The 17,940-nt window shown below is 65.2% G+C and carries 16 protein-coding genes; 6 read left to right on the top strand and 10 right to left on the bottom strand.

The window, feature by feature from the left end:
• Positions 1–48: 48 nt before the first annotated feature.
• From H537_RS0131130 to H537_RS53630, 9 genes are all read right to left on the bottom strand, one after another.
• Entirely contained in the window at positions 49–801 is a 753-nt protein-coding gene (locus H537_RS0131130) for an SDR family NAD(P)-dependent oxidoreductase (protein ID WP_029001006.1), read from the bottom strand.
• Positions 802–807: 6 nt separating this feature from the next.
• Complete coding sequence (locus H537_RS46525; RefSeq protein ID WP_084151071.1) at positions 808–1,926, bottom strand: amidohydrolase family protein; 1,119 nt, start codon at positions 1,924–1,926, stop codon at positions 808–810.
• 78 nt (positions 1,927–2,004) lie between these two features.
• Positions 2,005–3,135, bottom strand: coding sequence for a zinc-binding dehydrogenase (locus H537_RS0131120; RefSeq protein WP_029001005.1), 1,131 nt, complete (start codon positions 3,133–3,135; stop codon positions 2,005–2,007).
• Positions 3,136–3,152: 17 nt separating this feature from the next.
• The gene (locus tag H537_RS0131115) at positions 3,153–4,592 is read right to left on the bottom strand and encodes an aldehyde dehydrogenase family protein (protein WP_051243754.1); all 1,440 of its coding nucleotides are present in this window, start codon (positions 4,590–4,592) and stop codon (positions 3,153–3,155) included.
• A gap of 95 nt (positions 4,593–4,687) precedes the next feature.
• Entirely contained in the window at positions 4,688–5,641 is a 954-nt protein-coding gene (locus H537_RS0131110; RefSeq protein ID WP_029001003.1) for a Bug family tripartite tricarboxylate transporter substrate binding protein, read from the bottom strand.
• 119 nt (positions 5,642–5,760) lie between these two features.
• On the bottom strand, positions 5,761–7,182 hold the full coding sequence (locus H537_RS0131105; RefSeq protein WP_029001002.1) for an MmgE/PrpD family protein: 1,422 nt from the start codon (positions 7,180–7,182) through the stop codon (positions 5,761–5,763).
• Positions 7,183–7,247: 65 nt separating this feature from the next.
• Complete coding sequence (locus H537_RS0131100) at positions 7,248–7,874, bottom strand: glutathione S-transferase N-terminal domain-containing protein (protein ID WP_029001001.1); 627 nt, start codon at positions 7,872–7,874, stop codon at positions 7,248–7,250.
• A 15-nt stretch (positions 7,875–7,889) separates the two neighbouring features.
• Positions 7,890–8,054, bottom strand: a complete 165-nt coding sequence (locus H537_RS53635; protein WP_156902048.1) for a hypothetical protein — start codon at positions 8,052–8,054, stop codon at positions 7,890–7,892.
• Between the two features lie 225 nt (positions 8,055–8,279).
• The gene (locus H537_RS53630) at positions 8,280–8,612 is read right to left on the bottom strand and encodes a hypothetical protein (RefSeq protein WP_156902047.1); all 333 of its coding nucleotides are present in this window, start codon (positions 8,610–8,612) and stop codon (positions 8,280–8,282) included.
• A gap of 147 nt (positions 8,613–8,759) precedes the next feature.
• On the opposite strand from H537_RS53630, the gene H537_RS46520 reads away from it, so the two are divergent.
• From H537_RS46520 to H537_RS0131060, 6 genes are all read left to right on the top strand, one after another.
• Entirely contained in the window at positions 8,760–10,190 is a 1,431-nt protein-coding gene (locus H537_RS46520; protein WP_043460794.1) for an MFS transporter, read from the top strand.
• 50 nt (positions 10,191–10,240) lie between these two features.
• Positions 10,241–11,302, top strand: coding sequence for an NAD(P)-dependent alcohol dehydrogenase (locus H537_RS0131085; RefSeq protein ID WP_029001000.1), 1,062 nt, complete (start codon positions 10,241–10,243; stop codon positions 11,300–11,302).
• 612 nt (positions 11,303–11,914) lie between these two features.
• A complete protein-coding gene (locus tag H537_RS0131075; protein ID WP_029000998.1) occupies positions 11,915–12,907 on the top strand; it encodes an aldo/keto reductase in 993 nt (330 codons plus the stop codon).
• Between the two features lie 71 nt (positions 12,908–12,978).
• Entirely contained in the window at positions 12,979–13,968 is a 990-nt protein-coding gene (locus H537_RS0131070; protein WP_029000997.1) for an aldo/keto reductase, read from the top strand.
• 21 nt (positions 13,969–13,989) lie between these two features.
• A complete protein-coding gene (locus H537_RS0131065; protein WP_029000996.1) occupies positions 13,990–14,973 on the top strand; it encodes an aldo/keto reductase in 984 nt (327 codons plus the stop codon).
• A gap of 124 nt (positions 14,974–15,097) precedes the next feature.
• Positions 15,098–16,651: a cation:proton antiporter gene (locus tag H537_RS0131060; RefSeq protein ID WP_029000995.1), complete on the top strand. Its 1,554-nt coding sequence runs from the start codon at positions 15,098–15,100 to the stop codon at positions 16,649–16,651.
• Between the two features lie 14 nt (positions 16,652–16,665).
• Here the strand turns inward: H537_RS0131060 and H537_RS0131055 are convergent, their stop codons facing one another.
• Entirely contained in the window at positions 16,666–17,631 is a 966-nt protein-coding gene (locus H537_RS0131055) for an AraC family transcriptional regulator (protein WP_156902046.1), read from the bottom strand.
• Positions 17,632–17,940 lie beyond the last annotated feature (309 nt).

The following is a 17,940-nucleotide window of genomic DNA, read 5'->3' as shown; positions in this document are numbered from 1 at the left end:
GCCGGATCAAGGGTTCTGTGGCGCCTGGCAGTGCGGGATGGGTAGGGCTCAGGAGATCGTCAATCCGCTGTCGACAGCCAGCACCTGTCCGGTTGTGGTCCGGGACTCGTCGCAGGCCAGGTAGAGCACGGCGTGCGCTACGTCGGTTGGATCGACCAGGCCCAGCAGGTGCGCGTCCAGCACGCGCTGCGAGATCTGGTTCGCCTCGATGCGCTTGCGCACGCGCTCGGTCGTCGTGCCCGCAGCCGCGACGGCATTGACGCGCACCTTCTGCTTGGCGAACTCCACGGCCATGGAGCGCGTCAGCGCCGTGATGGCGCCTTTCGCCGCGGTGTAGGCATCGCGGTTAGGCGTGCCCGTGAGCGCGTACATCGAGCTCGCGTTCACGATGGAGCCTCCGCCCCCGGCAATCATGTGCGGGATGGCGTAGTGACAACCCAGCCAGGTACCGAAGAGGTCAATTCTCATCTTGCGCCAGAACTCGTCGAACGGCGCCGTGGTCACCGGCCCATCCTGCGTCGTCGAGCCTCCTGCGTTGTTGTAGAGCACGTCGAGCTGGCCGTAGGCCTGCATCGCGGTCTCGACCAGGTGCTGCATGCTTGTCGGATCACTGACGTCCGTGGGAACAAACATCGCGGCGCCGCCATTCGCAACCACTGCCTCCTGCACGGCTTGCCCAGTTGTCGTGTCGAGCTCAGCGATCACCACGCGCGCGCCCTCACGCGCAAACAACTCGACGCAGGCGCGGCCGATGCCGGCGCCCCCGCCTGTCACGATGGCCACCTTGTTCGCGAGTCTCATGGACAATTACTCCTTTGAGTCGAGCGACAGCCAGCGGTCGCCTTCGGCCTCAAGGTCGGGCAGGCGGTAGGTCCGGCAGGCCGTCCGGTAGAAGAGATCGCTGCGCTCGTCCTTCGTCAGGGACGTGGTTGCGAGCTTGAAGGCGTTCCACAGCTCGGTGTAGCTGCACGATTGCTTGTCTACCGGGAAATTGCTTTCGAACATGCAGCGTCCGGTGCCGAACGTCTCGATCGAGGTTTCGATGAAGGGCTTCCAGGCCTGCGCAAGTTCCTCTGCGCTGGCCGGCCGCGGTTTGCGCTCGAATCCGAAACCGAAGACCGGCATGCCCATCCCGCCGATCTTCACCCGCACGTTCGGACGCTCGGCGAGCGCGCGCATGCGTGCGCGCCAGTACGCGAGCACCTCCTCGCGCCGGGGCCGGTACTCGGCGACGCCGATGACTGTACCTACGTGGTCCAGGACAATGGTCGTATCCGGGAAAGAGTCGGCCAGCTCGATCAGCTCGTCGAGCTGCGTGTGGTAGATCCACGCGTCGAAGGTCAGCCCATAGCCGCTCAGCTGCGCGAAACCCTGCCTGAATGCCGCTTCGCCGAGCAGGCGCGGGCGGGGCGGATTCTTGATGAAGCGTCCGATCGTGCCAGCGTCCGTTGCCGCATGGTGTCGCACGCCGCGCAGGCGACCTTGCGCGGCTTCGATCTCTGCATCGATGACTTGCGTGACGGCATTGCCAAGGCACAGGTCGGCGCTGGCGACGATGCCAGCGGCCACCCGGCAGCTCCCGTGCACCGTGTCCAGCGGCGAACGAGTTAGAGCCACGATCCGCTCCACCTCGCCAACCGGACGCAGCGGCTGCGGACCGGTGGTTCGCCATCCGGCTTCATAAGCCTCCATGTACACGGTACCGATGACGTTGTGACCGCCGGCCAGGTCTGCCTGAAGGTCATCGACCCGGTAGTGGAGGGAGTCGCTGGATGTGCCAAACAAGTGATGATGCGGGTCGACGATTGGCAGTGTTGGCTCGACCGCTTCGGCGGCCGGTGCCAGCGCATGCCAGTCGTGGAGTTCGCGTGAGGCTCTCGGGTACGAGCCCCGGTAGTCATCCGGGCTTTCTGAGGAGGTATTCATGGGATCCTCGATTCGCGCGTGGCGCAAAGAACGGGCATTGACGTCGGTGATCCGCGCACAGGAGCGTCCGTGCGCGGCTCAACCATTGGGCAGCAGCAGCTGACGCAGGACGGCGCCCTTTTCGAGCAGGTCGAGACCGTGGTTCAGGTCCTCGAAGCCCATCGTGCTGCTCTTGAGCCGCTGCACCGGCAGCCGCCCCTCGAGGTAGTACTTCAGGTACAGCGGCAGGTCTCGCTCGGGCACGCAGCTGCCCATCAACGAACCCCGCAGCACCTTCTCCTCGGCAACCAGCGCGGTGTGGGCGTACTGGTACAGGTCGGTTGACGAACCGAGGCCGACGCCAATGACTTCGCCGCCCTTGCAGGTCACGGCGATGGCCGATGTCATCGCCGCCTTGCTGCCGGAGATCTCAAACGCGAAGTCGACGCCGCCGTTCGTCAACTCCTTCACCTGCTGCACCAGCGTTGGGTCCAGCGCCGACAGCGTCCGTGTGCATCCGAGCTCCTTTGCAAGCGGGAACTTGCTCTCGTGAATGTCGATGCCGATGATTTCCGAGGCACCTGCGATCTTTGCGGCCATCACCGAGCACAGACCCACGCCGCCCAGGCCGAAGATGGCGATGTTCTGGCCGGGACACACCTGTGCGGCATTGAACACGCATCCGGCGCCGGTGACGACGGCGCAGCCGAACATCGCGGCGATGTCGAGCGGGATGGCCCGATCGGCCTTGACGAGCGTGCCGGGAACCGTGACCGCGTACTGGGCAAAGGACGACACCCCGCTGTGGTGAAACAGCGCCCGGCCGTCTCGACTGAGTCGCCGCTCGCCGTTCATCAGCAGACCCCGGGCGCGCGACGTGCCGACCTCATCGCAAAGCACTGGCCGGCGACCGATGCAGAAACGGCAATGGCCGCATCCTGAGCCCACCGTCATCACGACGTGGTCGCCCGGCGCGAAGCCAGTCACACCACGGCCGACCTCGCGCACGATGCCGGCGCCTTCGTGGCCCATCACGACAGGCACCGTGCGCTTGCGCAGGCCAGCGACCTGCGAAAGATCGGAATGGCACAGTCCGGCGGCGCGCACTTCGACGAGCACTTCACCCTCCCCGGGGCCTTCCAGATCAACCTCTTCGATCCTGAGCGGCCGGCTCTGGGCGTAGGGAGCCGGCAACCCCTGCTCGTACATCACCGCAGCAGTCATTCTCATGGAGAGGCCCCGGTATTTCAGTTGAGGACGAACAAGCGCTCTTCAGTCATGTCTCGGATGGAGAACTTCGGCCCTTCTCGCCCGATGCCGCTGTCCTTCACGCCACCGTAGGGCATCTGGTCGGAGCGCCAGCGGGAGGTGCCGTTGACGATCACGCCGCCGGTGCGCACCTTGCGGAACGTGTCCAGCGCCAGCTGCAGCGAGTTGGTGAATACACCGCACTGCAGGCCGTACGGGCTGTCGCTGATCGCCTTGAAAATGGGCTCGATCTCCTCGTACGGCTGGATGGTCATCGCGGGGCCGAAGATCTCCTGGCACACAACGTCCATTTGTGGCTGCACGTTCGACAGGATCGTTGCGTTGAGCTGGGCACCGTTGCGCCTCCAGCCGCGCAGCGGCCGTGCGCCAGCATCGACTGCCCGCTGCAGCATGCCCTCGACGCGCATTGCCGCTTGCTCATCGATCAACGTGCCGACGTCGGTGGCCATGTCCAGCGGGTCGCCGAAGCGGATGGTGTCCATCTCGCGGCAGACCGCATCGACGAACGCGTCATGGACCTGCTTGTGCACGTAGACGTTCTGGACCGAGACGCAACTCTGCCCGGCCAGCGAGACGGCGTTGCGGGCGCAGGCCTTCACTGCCGCGGCGAGGTCGGCGTCGTGGTGGACGAAGGTCGGCCCTACGCCGCCGAGCTCCAGCGCAACGCGCTTCATGCCGATCGTGTCACGAATGCGCTTGCCCACCGGGATTGACCCGGTGAAGCTGACGAAGTCGACCCGACCATCGCTGACCAGTTGCGGCCCGATCTCGTCGCCGAACAGCGTGTTGACGGCGCCGTCCGGCACGCCGGCGTCGATCGCCACCTCGACCAGCTTGTGCACGCAAAGCGGGGCTTTGGGTGAGGGTTTGAGCACCAGGCTGTTGCCGGCTGCAAGAGCCGGCCCGAGCTTGTGCGCGGTCAGGCTGATCGGTCCATTGAAGGGCGTGATTGCCGCAACGACGCCGACTGGAAAACGCATCAGCATCGCGATCTTGCCAGCGCCAATGGTGGTGCCATCCATCGGGATGTGCTCGCCCTGAATGCGAACGGCCTCCTCGGCGCAGAGGTGAAGCAGTTCGCCGGCCCGCTGCACTTCGATGAGCGAGTCGCGCAGCGCCTTGCCGGTCTCGAGCGTCATCGTGCGGGCAATGTCTTCGGTGCGCTCCTTTACCAGGTCGGCCATCCGGTGCAGCAGCGCGGCGCGCGCGTACCCGGGCATCGACGCCATCGCGTCCTTGGCTCGGTGGGCGGCTGCAAGCGCATCTTCGCAGTCGCACTTGGTAGAGACAGGTGCATGCGCAATCACGTTGCCACGGTAGGGATCGCGAACGTCAAGGTGCACTTCGGCGTCGCGCCACGTGCCGCCAATTCGCATGCGGATGCGTTCAGGTTCAGCAGGGGTTTGAAGGGCGTTCATTGGATAGGGTCTTCCTGTGGTTGCTGTAGGAGCTGCAAGGGCCGTCATGGCACAGCCTGCGGAATCAGACGTTTAGGCACAACGTCGCCACTGCCTCATTCGGGCTGGATGCCGGCGTCCTGGGCAACTTTCACCCAGCGCTGAATTTCCTTACCGATGTGTCCTGAAAACTCTTCCGGCGTCGTCGGCCACGGCTGGGCTGCGCCTTCGGCCATCTTGGCAACCGTCTCCTTCTGTTGCAGCGCGGTGTTCAATGCGGAGTTCAACTTCATGACGACGTCCCTTGGCATGCCGGCCGGACCGATGAGGCCTGACCAAGCCGGCACGGCCACCCCGGGCACTGCTTCCGATGCCGCTGGCAGACCGGGCGCCAGGGGGCTGCGTTCAGGCAGCGTGATAGCCAGTGCCTTGAGCTTGCCGCTCTTGACCAGCGTCATCGCAGTCGCAATGTCGACGATGCTGGCATCGACCGAGCCGCCCATGACGTCGGTGTAGGCCGTCGTCGTCGACTTGTACGGCACCTGCAGGAAGTCGACGTTGGCCAGCTTGGACAGTGCGGCGAACTGGATCTTGGTCAGCGCCGAGTAGTACGCCACCGAAACCTTGGCAGGATTCTTCTTTGCGTAGGCAATGAATTCGGGAAAGGTCTTGACCGGAAGGTTGTTGCCGACTATGTAAGCCTGGAAGGCGTTGTAGATGCCACCAATCGGCGTGAAGTCCTTCTTGGGGTCGTATGGCAGGTTCTTGACGACCGCGACATTGAGCGCAACCGGTGATATGCCGCCAAGCATCAGCGTGCTGCCGTCGGGCTTGGACCGCATCAGTTCCTGCACGGCAAGCACACCGTTGGCTCCGGGGCGGTTGTCGATGACGATTGGCCGCTTCAGTTGCTCGCTCATCGCCGTCGCGACGATCCGGGTCACCGAGTCACTCGGCGTGCCAGGGGTCAGCGGGACGATGATGCGGATCGGCTGGTCGGTGGTCTGGCCGAAGCTGCTGGTGGCTATCAGGCAAAGTGCTGAGGCCTTCAGCAAGGCGCGCTTGTTCATGGGGGTCTCCTGGATGTATGTCGTCAAGTGCTCGGGCTGGCGCGGCTGGGCATCGAAGGGCCATGCTCGATGCATGCCAGCGGGCGCAGCGACGGGACAGGTTCGGTGCCAGTCGCCGCTCAGGTCATCGCGCGCACAAGCTCGGCGATGTCGCCGAGGGACTCGAGCCGGCGGACCGTCTCGGTCAGCCGCACGGCGACGTCGGAGGCCAGGGGTCGGGCCGTGAACGTCGCGCAATCCGCGGATTTGGCCGCGAACTCCGCATCGCTCATCGGATTGTTCGGGTGCCCCTTCGGGTAGTCGATGCGCTCTTCCACCGTCGTGCCGTCCCGGAAGCGGACGATCATGCGCGCCGGCGTGACGAAGCGGTGCCAGTCTCGGTCGATCTCATCGTCGACATAGGGCTGGACACGCTTTGCAAGAGCAAGAATGTCCGTCCGCTGCAGCCCCTCGTCCGAGAAGTGTTTCATCCCCAGTTGCCCGTCAACCCACGCTGCCGCCACGGTGTAGGGAATGCTGAACTGCGCCTCGACAATCGTGCGGGGCGCCAGCCGCACCTGCTCCGGCACGCACACCATCTGGTAGCCTGGCCCGGTGACGCCGACGCGGATCGACTCGATGTCGTCGGGGCTGCGCTGTGTCTTCGTGCGCAACTTCAACGCAGCGTCGACGGCAGCATGCGTGTCACGGCAGCACGGGTAGGGCTTGTAGCTGAGGTTGAGCAACTCGAAGCGCTGCCCGAGGTCCTTACGGACGATTGCCGGATCGACCCGACCGTGCAGGTAGACGCGGATGAAGCCGTCGGCACCCTCAAACACGTGCTGTGCACCGCGGATGCCGCGCTGGGCGAGCTGCACCGCGAGCACGGCCGCCTGGGCGGCCAGGCCTGGCTGCAGCCGTTTCATGAGCGAGGCGTCACGGGTCACCTGGTGGTTGCCGGCAACCGAGCTGTAGACGATGCCAAAGGCGTTGAGCATCTGTGCTTCATCGAGCCCCAGCGCACGGCCGGCGGCAGCCGTCGCACCGAAATAGCCGAGCAGCGACGTGTAGATGAAGCCGCTCTCAACGATGTCGACCTCGGTTGCGATGCCGAGGCGGCAGGTGACCTCCAGCCCGGCGGCCACGGCAGCAACCAGCTCGGCGCCGGAGAGCCCGCCGCGCAGCTGGCCAGCCGCGATGGCTGCCGGAACGGCCGTCACGCCGGCGTGGAGAATCGCGGCGTCGTGTGTGTCGTCATAGTCGCGGGCGTGCGACATGCCGCCGTTGACAAAGGCCGCATGGTGCGCAGGGAAGCGGCCGCCGAACACGAACATGTCGGCCTGAGGCGTGCCGGCCCATTCCTCGACCAGGCCTCGGATCTCCGAGATTGCCTTCGCGGAGGAACCTGCAAGCGCGCAGGACAGCGTGTCCAGGATGTTGGTCTTGACGGCCTTGACAACGGTGTCGTCAAGCCGGGATGCGTCGATGCGCGCCGCAAAGCGTGCGAGGTCGATCGCGAGGTCAGGGCTCGAGGGCTGGTCGGGGGTAGGGGTGTGGCTCATGGTGCTTTTTCGGTGGAATCGGCGTGTTGGGCGCGTGCCGCGCTGTATGGGGATGGCGAGATCGTTCAGGTAGCGGGGGGGCGCGTGCGGTCGTAGGCCGGCTCGCAGGCGCAAAAGGTTTCGAGCCACGCGGACAGTCGAGGACATTCCGGTCGCCACACCACAGGCGCACGTCGGTCAAGGAAACCCAGCGCGCAGGCCAGTCCGATCGATACGGCATCAGTGACCCGGGCGTCCGGAGGGTTGGCCTCGAAGCTGCACAGCGCCCGGCGGATCTTGTCGCGCTGGTAGCCGAGCCATGTGTCGGACCGCGATCCGGGCGGGTGGTAGCGGGCTTCGTAAAGCACCAGCGCACCGGCATCGACGATCCCGTCGGCCAGCCGCGTCCGCGTGAGCATCGGGATGCGGGTCGGGCCGGTGGCCGGCAGCAGCCGGTCGGTGCCGGCAACGTCCTGCAGAAATTCCAGGATCACGCTGCTGTCGTAGATCGCCGTGCCGTCGGCGCGCAGGAGGCACGGATACTTTCCGAGTGGGTTCTGCCGGCGCAGCAGGTCCTGCGGGTCGGCTGCATCGGCGGGCACGAGCGTCAGGCGGTCTGCCAGGCCGAGCACGTCGGCCGCCATCCGTACCTTGCGGACGAAGGGTGACGTCAACGACGAGCGCAGGACAAAGGTTTCCGGGCCTCCTGACATGCTGTGTCTTCCGGCTCAGTGGAGCGACCGGCTGCCGTTCACGGCCAGCGCTGCACTGGTCACGAAAGAGGCTTCGGCGCTCGTAGAGAAAGGAATGGTCCGCACGGTCTCCATGGCGGCCAGGCGTAGCGCCGTGAGCAGTGCAATGCCGCCCAAGGCAATGCGTGGTGCCGAGTGCATGATGCTGTCTCCTGTTCGTATATAGGAACTATTTGTCCTTTATGCGAACAGTACAGTGTTGGCCGTTTGCTTGTCAAGGTAGAGGTAATGCGAAGCCTGGGCCCTGCAGCCGGTGAGCGGCGGGTGTGGCCACTCACCGAAGACACACCTGGCAGGGCAACTGTCGGGGCCTGCGCACGTCAGGACGCCCTTGCAGGTATCGACGACGTGACGCGCTGGACACGGTTACAGCAGAGACAGAAAGTCTGAGCACGGGCCGGCGATGCCTGTCGGATCGACGGCTTCTTTCTTGGCCTGAAGCACGCACTGCAGCGCTTGTTGCAGTGCAGTCAGCGCGCGTTGTGCAATTGCCGAAAACTGCTGGCTTTCATTGGTGAGTGCCAGACTGCATGTTGTGCGGTGGAACCGCCCACGTCCAAGTGCTGCTCCAATTGCTCCAGCGCCTGGCTGGCTGGCGATTTGAGGCGTCATGCCTCGGCCGGCAACGGCCTGTCGCAGGCTGCCAAACTCAGCAGCCTTGGCGAAGGTGGCGACGGAACGAGGCCCGTTGATGGGCATGGCGTTACTACCGGCGATCGTTTATCAATAAAGGCTTGCTGATCATTCAAGACCTTGACGACTAGTTCGATGAATATGGAGCGCCTACAGTGCGCTCCGTTGCAGTTGGCTCCACGCTCTCAGGCTTCGTATTGAGAGTCCGTACCCATGAATAACTTCGTCAAAGGAGGGTTCGCCCCCTCCACGGGCACTTCGCACCGCGCGGCGGTGCTGGCCATCATCGTCGTGAGTTACCTGATGATCGTGATCGATATCTCGATCGTAATCACGGGTCTGCCCAAGATTCAGGCTGGGCTGGGTTTCTCACCGGCAGGGCTGTCCTGGGTGCAGAACGCCTACACCCTGGCGTTTGGTGGTCTGCTCATGCTGGGTGCGCGTGCCGGCGACATTCTTGGACGCCGGCGCATGTTCATCGCCGGTTTGGCACTGTTCACGCTGTCCTCCTTCGCGATCGGTATTGCCCAGTCGCCGGCCTGGCTGCTGGCTGCACGTGCCGTCCAGGGCGTCGGCGCGGCTGTCCTGGCGCCATCGACGCTGGCGCTGTTGTCCACTCACTTCCCGGAAGGACCGGAGCGCACCCGCGCGTTGGCCTACTACGCGGCCGCCGCAGGCGTGGGCGCCAGCGTGGGGCTGGTGCTGGGCGGGCTGGTAGCCGACTTGGTCTCGTGGCGCATGGGCTTCTTCATCAACCTGCCCATCGGCTTGGCGCTGATGCTGGGGGCGCGCCGCTATCTCGCGGAAACGCCGCAGCGCCCGGGTCGCTTTGACGTAGCGGGCGCGGTGAGCTCGACGCTGGGCATGACGGCGCTGGTGTACGGCATCGTGCGCGCTGCCGAAGTCGGCTGGGGCGACCCATTCACGCTCACGATCCTGGGATCTGGTGTCTTGCTGCTGGCACTGTTCGTCGTCAATGAGGCGCGCGCGCGGCAGCCCATCCTGCCGCTGCGACTGTTCGCCAGCCGTGAACGCAGCGGGGCCTACGCGGCGCGGCTGCTGTTCCTGGGCGGCATGGTGGGTTTTTGGTTTTTCACCACCCAGTACTTGCAGGGCGTGCTGGGCTACCGGCCGTTGGAAGCGGGGTTGGCATTCCTGCCGACCACCTTGCCCAACTTCCTGGCTGCCATGGCGGTGCCGCGTCTGACGCGGCGTTGGGGCAACGCCCGGCTGCTCGCCTTTGGACTGCTATTGGGCGTCGTGGGCATGGCGTGGCTTGGGCAGGTGGACGCGCACACGGCCTACCTCACGGGCGTGGCGCTGCCCATGATCCTGATCGGCATCGGCCAGGGCGGCGTGCTGGGACCGTTGACGGTCTCCGCGGTCGCTGGCGTGGCCGGTGAGGATGCCGGAGCGGCCTCGGGCCTGGTGAACGTGGCACACCAGCTTGGCGGCTCGCTGGGCCTGGGTATCCTGGTTGTGGTGTTTGCCGCAGCCAGTGTCGCGCCCATGGAGGGCCCGGAACTGCTGTCGCTGCGCATTGCGCACACCTTCATGGCCAGCACTGTCATGCTCGCCCTCGCTCTCGCCATCGTGGTGGCCTTTATCGTCCGCCCCGGCGCGCAGCCGCGCACGGTGGGGTGACTGGCGGCGGCTCCAGAGCCACCGACTTGGTTACCCCATCATCGACCACCATGAGCATCAACGTACGGGGCTACGCCGCCCACTCCTCCACGAGCCCGCTGGGCCTGTTCGGTTTTGTTCGACGCGACCCCCGGCCGGACGACGTGGTGATTGACATCCTGTACTGCGGGGTCTGCCACTCGGACATCCACCACGCCCGCAACGACTGGGGCGGCGCTACTTACCCGCTCGTGCCCGGCCACGAGATCGTCGGGCGAGTGACCCAGGTCGGCACCAACGTCAGCCGCTTCAAGGCAGGCGACCTGGTCGGCGTCGGTTGCCTAGTGGACTCCTGTCAGCGCTGCAGAGCCTGTGGTCGTGGCTTGGAGCAGTATTGCGAAAGCGGCAAGACGCTCACCTACGACGACGTGGATCCGCACGACGGCATGCCGACGTACGGCGGCTACTCCGAGCGCATCGTGGTGACGGAGAAGTTCGTGCTGAAGATGCCGGACGGCCTTGATGCGGCCGCTGCGGCGCCGCTGCTGTGCGCGGGCATCACGAGCTGGTCGCCGTTGCGGCACTGGAACGTTGGCCCCGGCAGCAGCGTGGCCGTGGTGGGCTTGGGCGGCCTCGGGCACATGGCGCTGAAGCTGGCCAAGGCGCTGGGTGCCGAGGTGACGCTGTTCACCCGCTCGCCAGGCAAGGAAGCCGATGCGCGCCGGCTTGGCGCCGACCACATCGTGCTGTCCACTGAAGAAGCCCAGATGGCTGGCGTCGCCAACCGCTTTGACCTGATCATCGACACCGTTCCCTACGTGCACGACATCAACCCCTACGTGCCCACGCTGGCCACCGGCGGCACGCTGGTGCTGGTGGGTTACCTGGGCCCTCTGGAGCCCATGCTCAACTCGGCCCCGCTCGTGATGAACCGCAAGGCCGTGGCCGGCTCGCTCATTGGCGGCATCGCAGAGACGCAGGAGATGCTGGACTTCTGCGGACAGCACAGCATCGTCTGCGACGTCGAGGTGATCCGGATCCAGGACATCAACGAGGCCTTCGAGCGAATGCTTCGCAGCGACGTGAAGTACCGCTTCGTGATCGAGCTGGCTTCGCTGAAGGGCTGGGTCTGAGAGTCGCGGTCCTCGACGGACTGCATCAAGCCGTTGGCGCTGCCGGTGAGCTCCCTGGTGTGCCGTCGGCTGCCAACACCATGGCGCTGTGATGCCCCTTCGGCACGGCTCGCCCCATTCTTTGCAGCGCCACGGCTCGCCAGCCTATGGCGCGACGATCAGGATGAGAGACTCATCCAGATTGACGCGCGGCAGCCAGCCTACGCGCGCTCAATTAAAAACGGCCGTACATCGGCAACAAGACATCAGCCGAACTCGCCCTATCGAACACGACCGAGGTGCTGGCTGTGAAGGGGAACACCAAAGTGCGTGGGCTCCCGGCGTAGTGGGCAGCCGGCACAGCAGGGGCCTGGAGCGGCCAGCGACGGGCGGCGGCGTCCCGCGCTATCTGCGCCATTGAAAGCACCTCGCACGTGCATTGACGCTGTTGCCTGGCAAGGACCTCGTCGTGGCTCATAAAGCCAATTTATGAGTGCAAACGAATTTTGCCGTCTATTCAGGCAATGGACGGCTTACTACAGTGCTTTTCTCGGCGAAGCGCTGCCGCGCCGCCCCTGACCAGCGGTGGCAGGAGCAGCTCGTTCGCCTCGTCTCACACAGGAGTTTTTCACCATGCAAAAGCGTCGACTCGGCAACAGCGGTCTGGAAGTCTCGGCCATCGGGCTGGGCTGCATGGGCCTGAGCTTCGGCCTGGGTCCGGCCACGGACAAGGGCGAGGCGATCAACGTCATCCGCACGGCCGTGGAGCGCGGCGTGACGCTGTTCGACACGGCCGAGGGCTACGGGCCGTTCGTCAACGAGGAACTGGTGGGCGAGGCGCTGCAGCCCGTGCGCGACCGGGTCGTCATCGCCACCAAGTTCGGCTTCAAGATCGACCGGAACAACGCCATCGTCGGTCTGGACAGCCGCCCCGAGCACATCCGCGAGGTCGTGGAGGCCTCGCTCAAGCGGCTGCGTACCGACCGCATCGATCTGCTCTACCAGCACCGCGTCGATCCGGGCGTGCCCATCGAGGACGTGGCCGGCACGGTGAAGGATCTTGTCCAGCAGGGCAAGGTCAAGCACTTCGGGCTGTCCGAGGCCGGCATGGACAACATCCGCCGCGCCCACGCGGTGCAGCCCGTGGCCGCGATCCAGAACCACTACTCGCTGTGGCAGCGCGAGCCCGAGCAGGGGACGCTGGCCTTGTGCGACGAACTGGGCATCGGCTTCGTGGCGTGGGGTCCGCTGGGGCAGGGGTTTCTCACCGGCCAGATCACGCGGGACATGAAGTTCGACGACCCTTCGGACCTGCGCTCGGGCTTCCCGCGCTTCAGCAAGGAGGCGCTGGAGGCCAACTTTGCGGTGGTGGACTTCCTCAAGGAGCTGGCCGGGCGCAAGGGCGCGACGCCGGCGCGCATCGCGCTGGCATGGCTGCTGTCGCGCCGGCCCTTCATGGTGCCGATCCCCGGTGGCACGAAGCTGGAGCACCTGGACGACAACCTGGGCGCGGCGCAGTTGCAGCTCACGGACGATGACCTGCGAGAGATCGACGCGGCGTTCTCGAAGATCGACATCCAGGGCGCGCCGCTGTCCGAGGCGCTGGACTCGCAAATCCAACGCTGAAAAAGCACAGTTCTTGCCGTCCAATGCGGGCGGCAACGCCTTTTGAGCCACCAATGTGTGAATCGGACCTGATGAAGATTCGCAGACTCGGCGCGCTGGAAGTGTCGGAGCTAGGTTTCGGGACCATGAGCTTTGCCTCAAGCTATGGCGTCGCGCCAGACCGTGCGCAGGCAATCCGCGTCATCCGCGGCGCCTTTGAACGCGGCGTGACCATGTTCGACACGGCCGAAGCGTACGGTCCTTTCACCAACGAAGAGCTCGTTGGCGAGGCGCTGGCGCCGATGCGCGAACAGGTGGTTATCGCAACCAAGTTCGGATGGAACATCGACCCTGACACCGGCGAGCGCCGTCCAGGGCTCAACAGCAAGCCCGAACACATCCACCGCGCGGTGGAGGGCATGCTCAGGCGCCTGAAGGTCGACACCATCGATCTGCTGTATCAACACCGAGTCGATCCCGAGGTGCCGATCGAGGAGGTGGCTGGCACGGTGAAGGCATTGATCGAGGCGGGCAAGGTCAAGCACTTCGGTCTTTCGGAGCCAGGCCCCGACACCGTACGACGAGCCCATGCGGTGCAGCCGGTTACCGCCATCCAGAGCGAATATTCGTTCTGGACGCGCGATCCCGAGCCGGAAATCCTGCCGCTGTGTGAAAAGCTCGGGATCGGATTTGTGCCGTGGAGTCCGCTGGGCCAAGGCTTCCTGGCTGGCAAGATTGACGCCAGCACGCAGTTCGACAGCGCCGACTGGCGTGCCCGGTTTCCCCGGTTCACGTCCGAAGCGCGTCAGGCCAACCAGGCGCTGGTGGAATTGCTGCGGCGCATCGGCGAGCGCAAGCAGGCCACGCCGGCACAGATTGCACTGGCTTGGCTGCTGGCCCGCAACCCGTTCATCGTCCCGATCTTTGGTACCCGCAAGCTCGAGCGCGTCGAGGAGAACCTCGAAGCTGCGATGCTCGAACTGAGCGCCGATGACCTGAGCGAGATCGAGACTACGGCATCCCGCATCGGCATCCAGGGCGCCCGGCTGCCGGACGAAGTTCTCCAGTTCTCTTACCGCTGACAGCTACACCGGAGCTTGGACATGCAAAAACGCGAACTTGGCCGCAGTAGCCTCGAAGTGTCGGCGCTTGGGCTGGGGTGCATGGGCATGAGCATGAACTACGGTCCGCCGCAGGACAGGCAAGAGATGATGGCGCTGCTTCGATCTGCGGTGGACCGGGGGACCACGTTCTTCGACACTGCCGAAGTGTATGGACCGTTCACCAACGAGGAGCTCGTCGGTAAGGCCCTGGCCCCCGTACGCAACCAGGTGGTGATCGCCACGAAATTCGGATTCGCCATTGACCCCGGGTCGAAGGAGCGCCGCGGCTTCGACAGCCGGCCTGACCATATCCGGCAAGTAGCCGAAGCGTCGCTCAAGCGGCTGAGGACCGATGTCATCGATCTCTTCTACCAGCATCGCGTCGACCCGAGCGTGCCTATCGAGGATGTGGCGGGCACGGTGAAAGACCTGGTCGCGGAGGGAAAAATACGGTATTCCGGCCTCTCGGAAGCAAGCGCCGCCACGATCCGCCGGGCCCATGCGGTCCAGCCGGTGTGTGCTGTCCAGAGCGAGTATTCGCTGTGGGCACGGGACCCAGAAGCCCACGTGCTGCCCACCTGCGAGGAACTTGGCATCGGCTTCGTGCCCTGGAGCCCGCTAGGCCAAGGTTTTCTCACCGGGAAGGTCAGGCCCGACACGAAATTCGGCAACGACGATGTGCGCTCGTGGTTTCCCCGCTTCGCTCCAGAGGCAATGAATGCCAACCAGTCGCTGATTGAGCTGCTTCACCGCGTCGCGGTGCTCAAGCATGCAACGCCCGCCCAGATCGCGCTTGCCTGGCTGCTGGCCAAGAAGCCCTGGATCGTTCCGATACCGGGTACCCGCAGGCTGGAGCGTCTTGAGGAAAACATGGCGTCGGCGGACGTGGACCTCACGACCGATGACTTGCGCGAGATTGACGACGCGGCATCCAAAATCAAGGTACAAGGCTCGCGAGGAACCGGACACGAACACTGCGGTTGACGAAGTCGGACCATGCCCAGGAAGTGTCACGCGTCCTCGCCCCAATCCGGCTCGTGACCGGCGTGGCCTGAGCCCGCATGCCGGCGTCAAGATCAGTGTTTCCTGCTCGTCAGTCCATGATTTCATGAGAGAGCTTGAGGAACTGTTGGTGCTGTTCGTGGCGGCCGTTGTGCTCTCGGCAGCAGCGCGTCGCACCGGGGCGCCGTACCCCGTCTTTCTGGCCATTGGTGGCGCGGCACTGGCCTTCGTCCCAGGCGCGCCGTCGCTGGCGGTGCCGCCGGAACTGGCGTTGGCGCTTTTCGTGGCCCCCGTATTGCTGGATGCCGCCTACGATGCCTCGCTGCGCGACCTGCGGGAAAACTGGGCGGCTGTCGCAGGCCTGGTGGTGTTCGCTGTGGCCCTGACGACGGCATGCGTCGCCATCGTGCTCCACGTGCTCGTGCCTGCCATGCCCTGGGCTGCAGCGATCACGCTGGGGGCTCTCGTTGCGCCACCGGACGCGGTGGCCGCCAGCGCGGTGTTGAGCCAGGTACGAGCCCCCCATCGCATCGTCACCGTCCTTGAGGGCGAGAGCCTGCTCAATGACGCCAGCGCGCTGCTGGTCTACCGGCTGGCGGTGGGCGCCGTGGCGGCGGGGGACTTCTCCATTACCGCGGTTGCGCCGACGTTCCTGCTGTCGGTGGGGGGCAGTGTGCTGGCAGGACCCCTGCTGGGCTGGCTGACGCTGCGCATGTTCGAGCGCATCGAGCACATTCCCACGGCCATCATCCTGCAGTTCGTCAGCACCTTCGGGGTGTGGATCCTGGCCGAGCATGCCGGGCTCTCGGGCGTGCTGACGACGGTGTGTTTCGCGATGAGCCTAGCGCAGTGGGCACCGCGGCGCATCAAGTCCCATGTACGGCTGCCGACCAATGCGGTCTGGCAGACGGCCGTTTTCGCGTTGAACGTGCTTGCGTTCATCTTCGTCGGCCTACAGATCCAGCCCATCCTTGCATCGCTGCATGTGGGCGACCGTCAGCAGTATCTTCTCGTCGCGGCGGCCGTGCTGCTCACGGTGATCGGGGTACGCTTTGCCTGGCACATGAGCTTTAATGCCGTCGTTCGATGGTGGCACCGGCGCCACGGCTTTCATCCGCCGCGGCCGATGCTGCGCCCCAGCGTGGGCAGCGGCCTGGTCATTTCCTGGGCCGGCATGCGCGGCATCGTGACCTTGGCCGCCGCCCTGGCGCTGCCATCGGAATTCCCTTACCGCGGCTTGATCGTGCTGACGGCGTTCTTAGTGGTGCTGGGCACTCTTGTCGTGCAAGGATTGACGCTCAAGCCGCTGCTGAAGTGGCTCAACCTCCAGGACGACGATCCTGTAGAGGGGGAGGTGAAGGGCGCGCGTCGGCAGGCACTCGACGCGGTGCTCACGGCCCTGGAGGGCGACGTATCGCCGGACGCCGAGCGCGTTCGGCGTACCTTCAGGCTCAAGCTCGGTGATGCAGTGTCGGTTCCGGCTGCAGGCGGCGAGCTGCGAGCCGCTTACCGCGCCGCTCACGAGCGAGCTGTCCATGCGGCGCGGCAGGCGGTACTGGCCATGCGTGACAGCCATGAAATCGGGGACGATGCCTTTCATCAGCTCGAGCTCGAGCTGGATTGGCTGGAAGTGGCGGGATCGCTGAGGGACGGGAGGTGAATTGACAAGCGCCTTCAGTGCGGCCTGCTGCTGATTTGCTGTTCACGCAACCGCTTGATGTCCCGGGCAGGCGGAGCACCGAAGAAGCGGCTGTACTCGCGGCTGAACTGGGAGGGGCTCTCGTAGCCGACGCGGTGCCCGGCGGTGGCGGCATCGATGTTCTCGCTGAGCATGACCTGGCGGGCCTCTTGCAGGCGCAGCTGCTTCTGGTATTGCAAGGGACTCATGGCTGTCACGGCCTTGAAGTGATGATGCAGCGATGACACGCTCATGTGGGCTTCGCGTGCCAGCTCCTCCACGCGCAGCTGCTCGTGGAACCGCTGCCGCAGCCAGTCGATGGCCCGCGCCACCCGCTGGCTGTGGCCATCCACGACGGCCAGTTGGGCAATCCGCCAGCCTTCCTCCGAGCTCAGCAGCCGGTAAAGGATCTCGCGCAGCACCAGCGGCGCCAGCGTGGAGATGTCACGGGGGCTGTCCAGCAGCTTGATGAGCCGCAACACCGGCTCGAGCAGCGCAGCCGTGAGCTCGCCGGTGAAGATGCCGCGCTGGGGCGACCGGCTGGGAAGGCGCCCATCCCGACCGAGATCCAGCGCCAGCGAGGCAATGTCCTTGGCATCGAGGTCCAGCTTCAGGCCCAGGTAGGGCGTCTCGGGCGATGCATCCACGACATGGCCTGCCACGGGCAAATCCTGGGAAGCGACCAGGTAGTGGCTGCCGTCGTACACATACACCTCGTCGCCGAGCAGCACGCGCTTGGCGCCTTGGGCCAGCACACAAAAAGCCGGTTCGTAGACCGAGTGCACGGGATGCTGCGCCGTCGACACTCGGACCAGCGTCAGCCGGGGAATGGCCGTGGAGTGCACACCATCGAAGCCGGTATGGCGCTCGATGCGGGTAGCGAGCTCCGCGCGCAGCAGCACTAGCTGTACCTGTTCTGCGGACGCCTCGGCGGGGGTGGCTTGGCTGGTGATAGTGACCATGGCGGCCAGCATAGGCACCGGCTCGCCCGCTGTCACGGGTGTCTGCCGGAAGCTGCAGGATTGAGCAATGGAATTGGACGAAGCGGCAAGGCCGGGCCGCACAGCGGTGTGCCAAGGACACACTGACGCCGACGCATGTGCTGCAGATCCGCCTCCGCTCGGCCGCCCTATGGGGTGCCGGACAGGGTGCGTTATCGCTGGCGAACTGGCCGTTTACTGCAATGGTTTGTGGGATCAGGCAATGACGTTCGTCGATCAGGCAACTGGAAATGCGGCTCGGTTCCTACACTGCCTCTCAATGTTTCGGAG

Source organism: Azohydromonas australica DSM 1124 (assembly GCF_000430725.1).
GTDB classification, from domain to species: domain Bacteria; phylum Pseudomonadota; class Gammaproteobacteria; order Burkholderiales; family Burkholderiaceae_C; genus Azohydromonas; species Azohydromonas australica.
The sequence above is the reverse complement of the archived record's forward strand: the minus strand, read 5'-3'. Positions and strand labels throughout refer to the sequence as shown.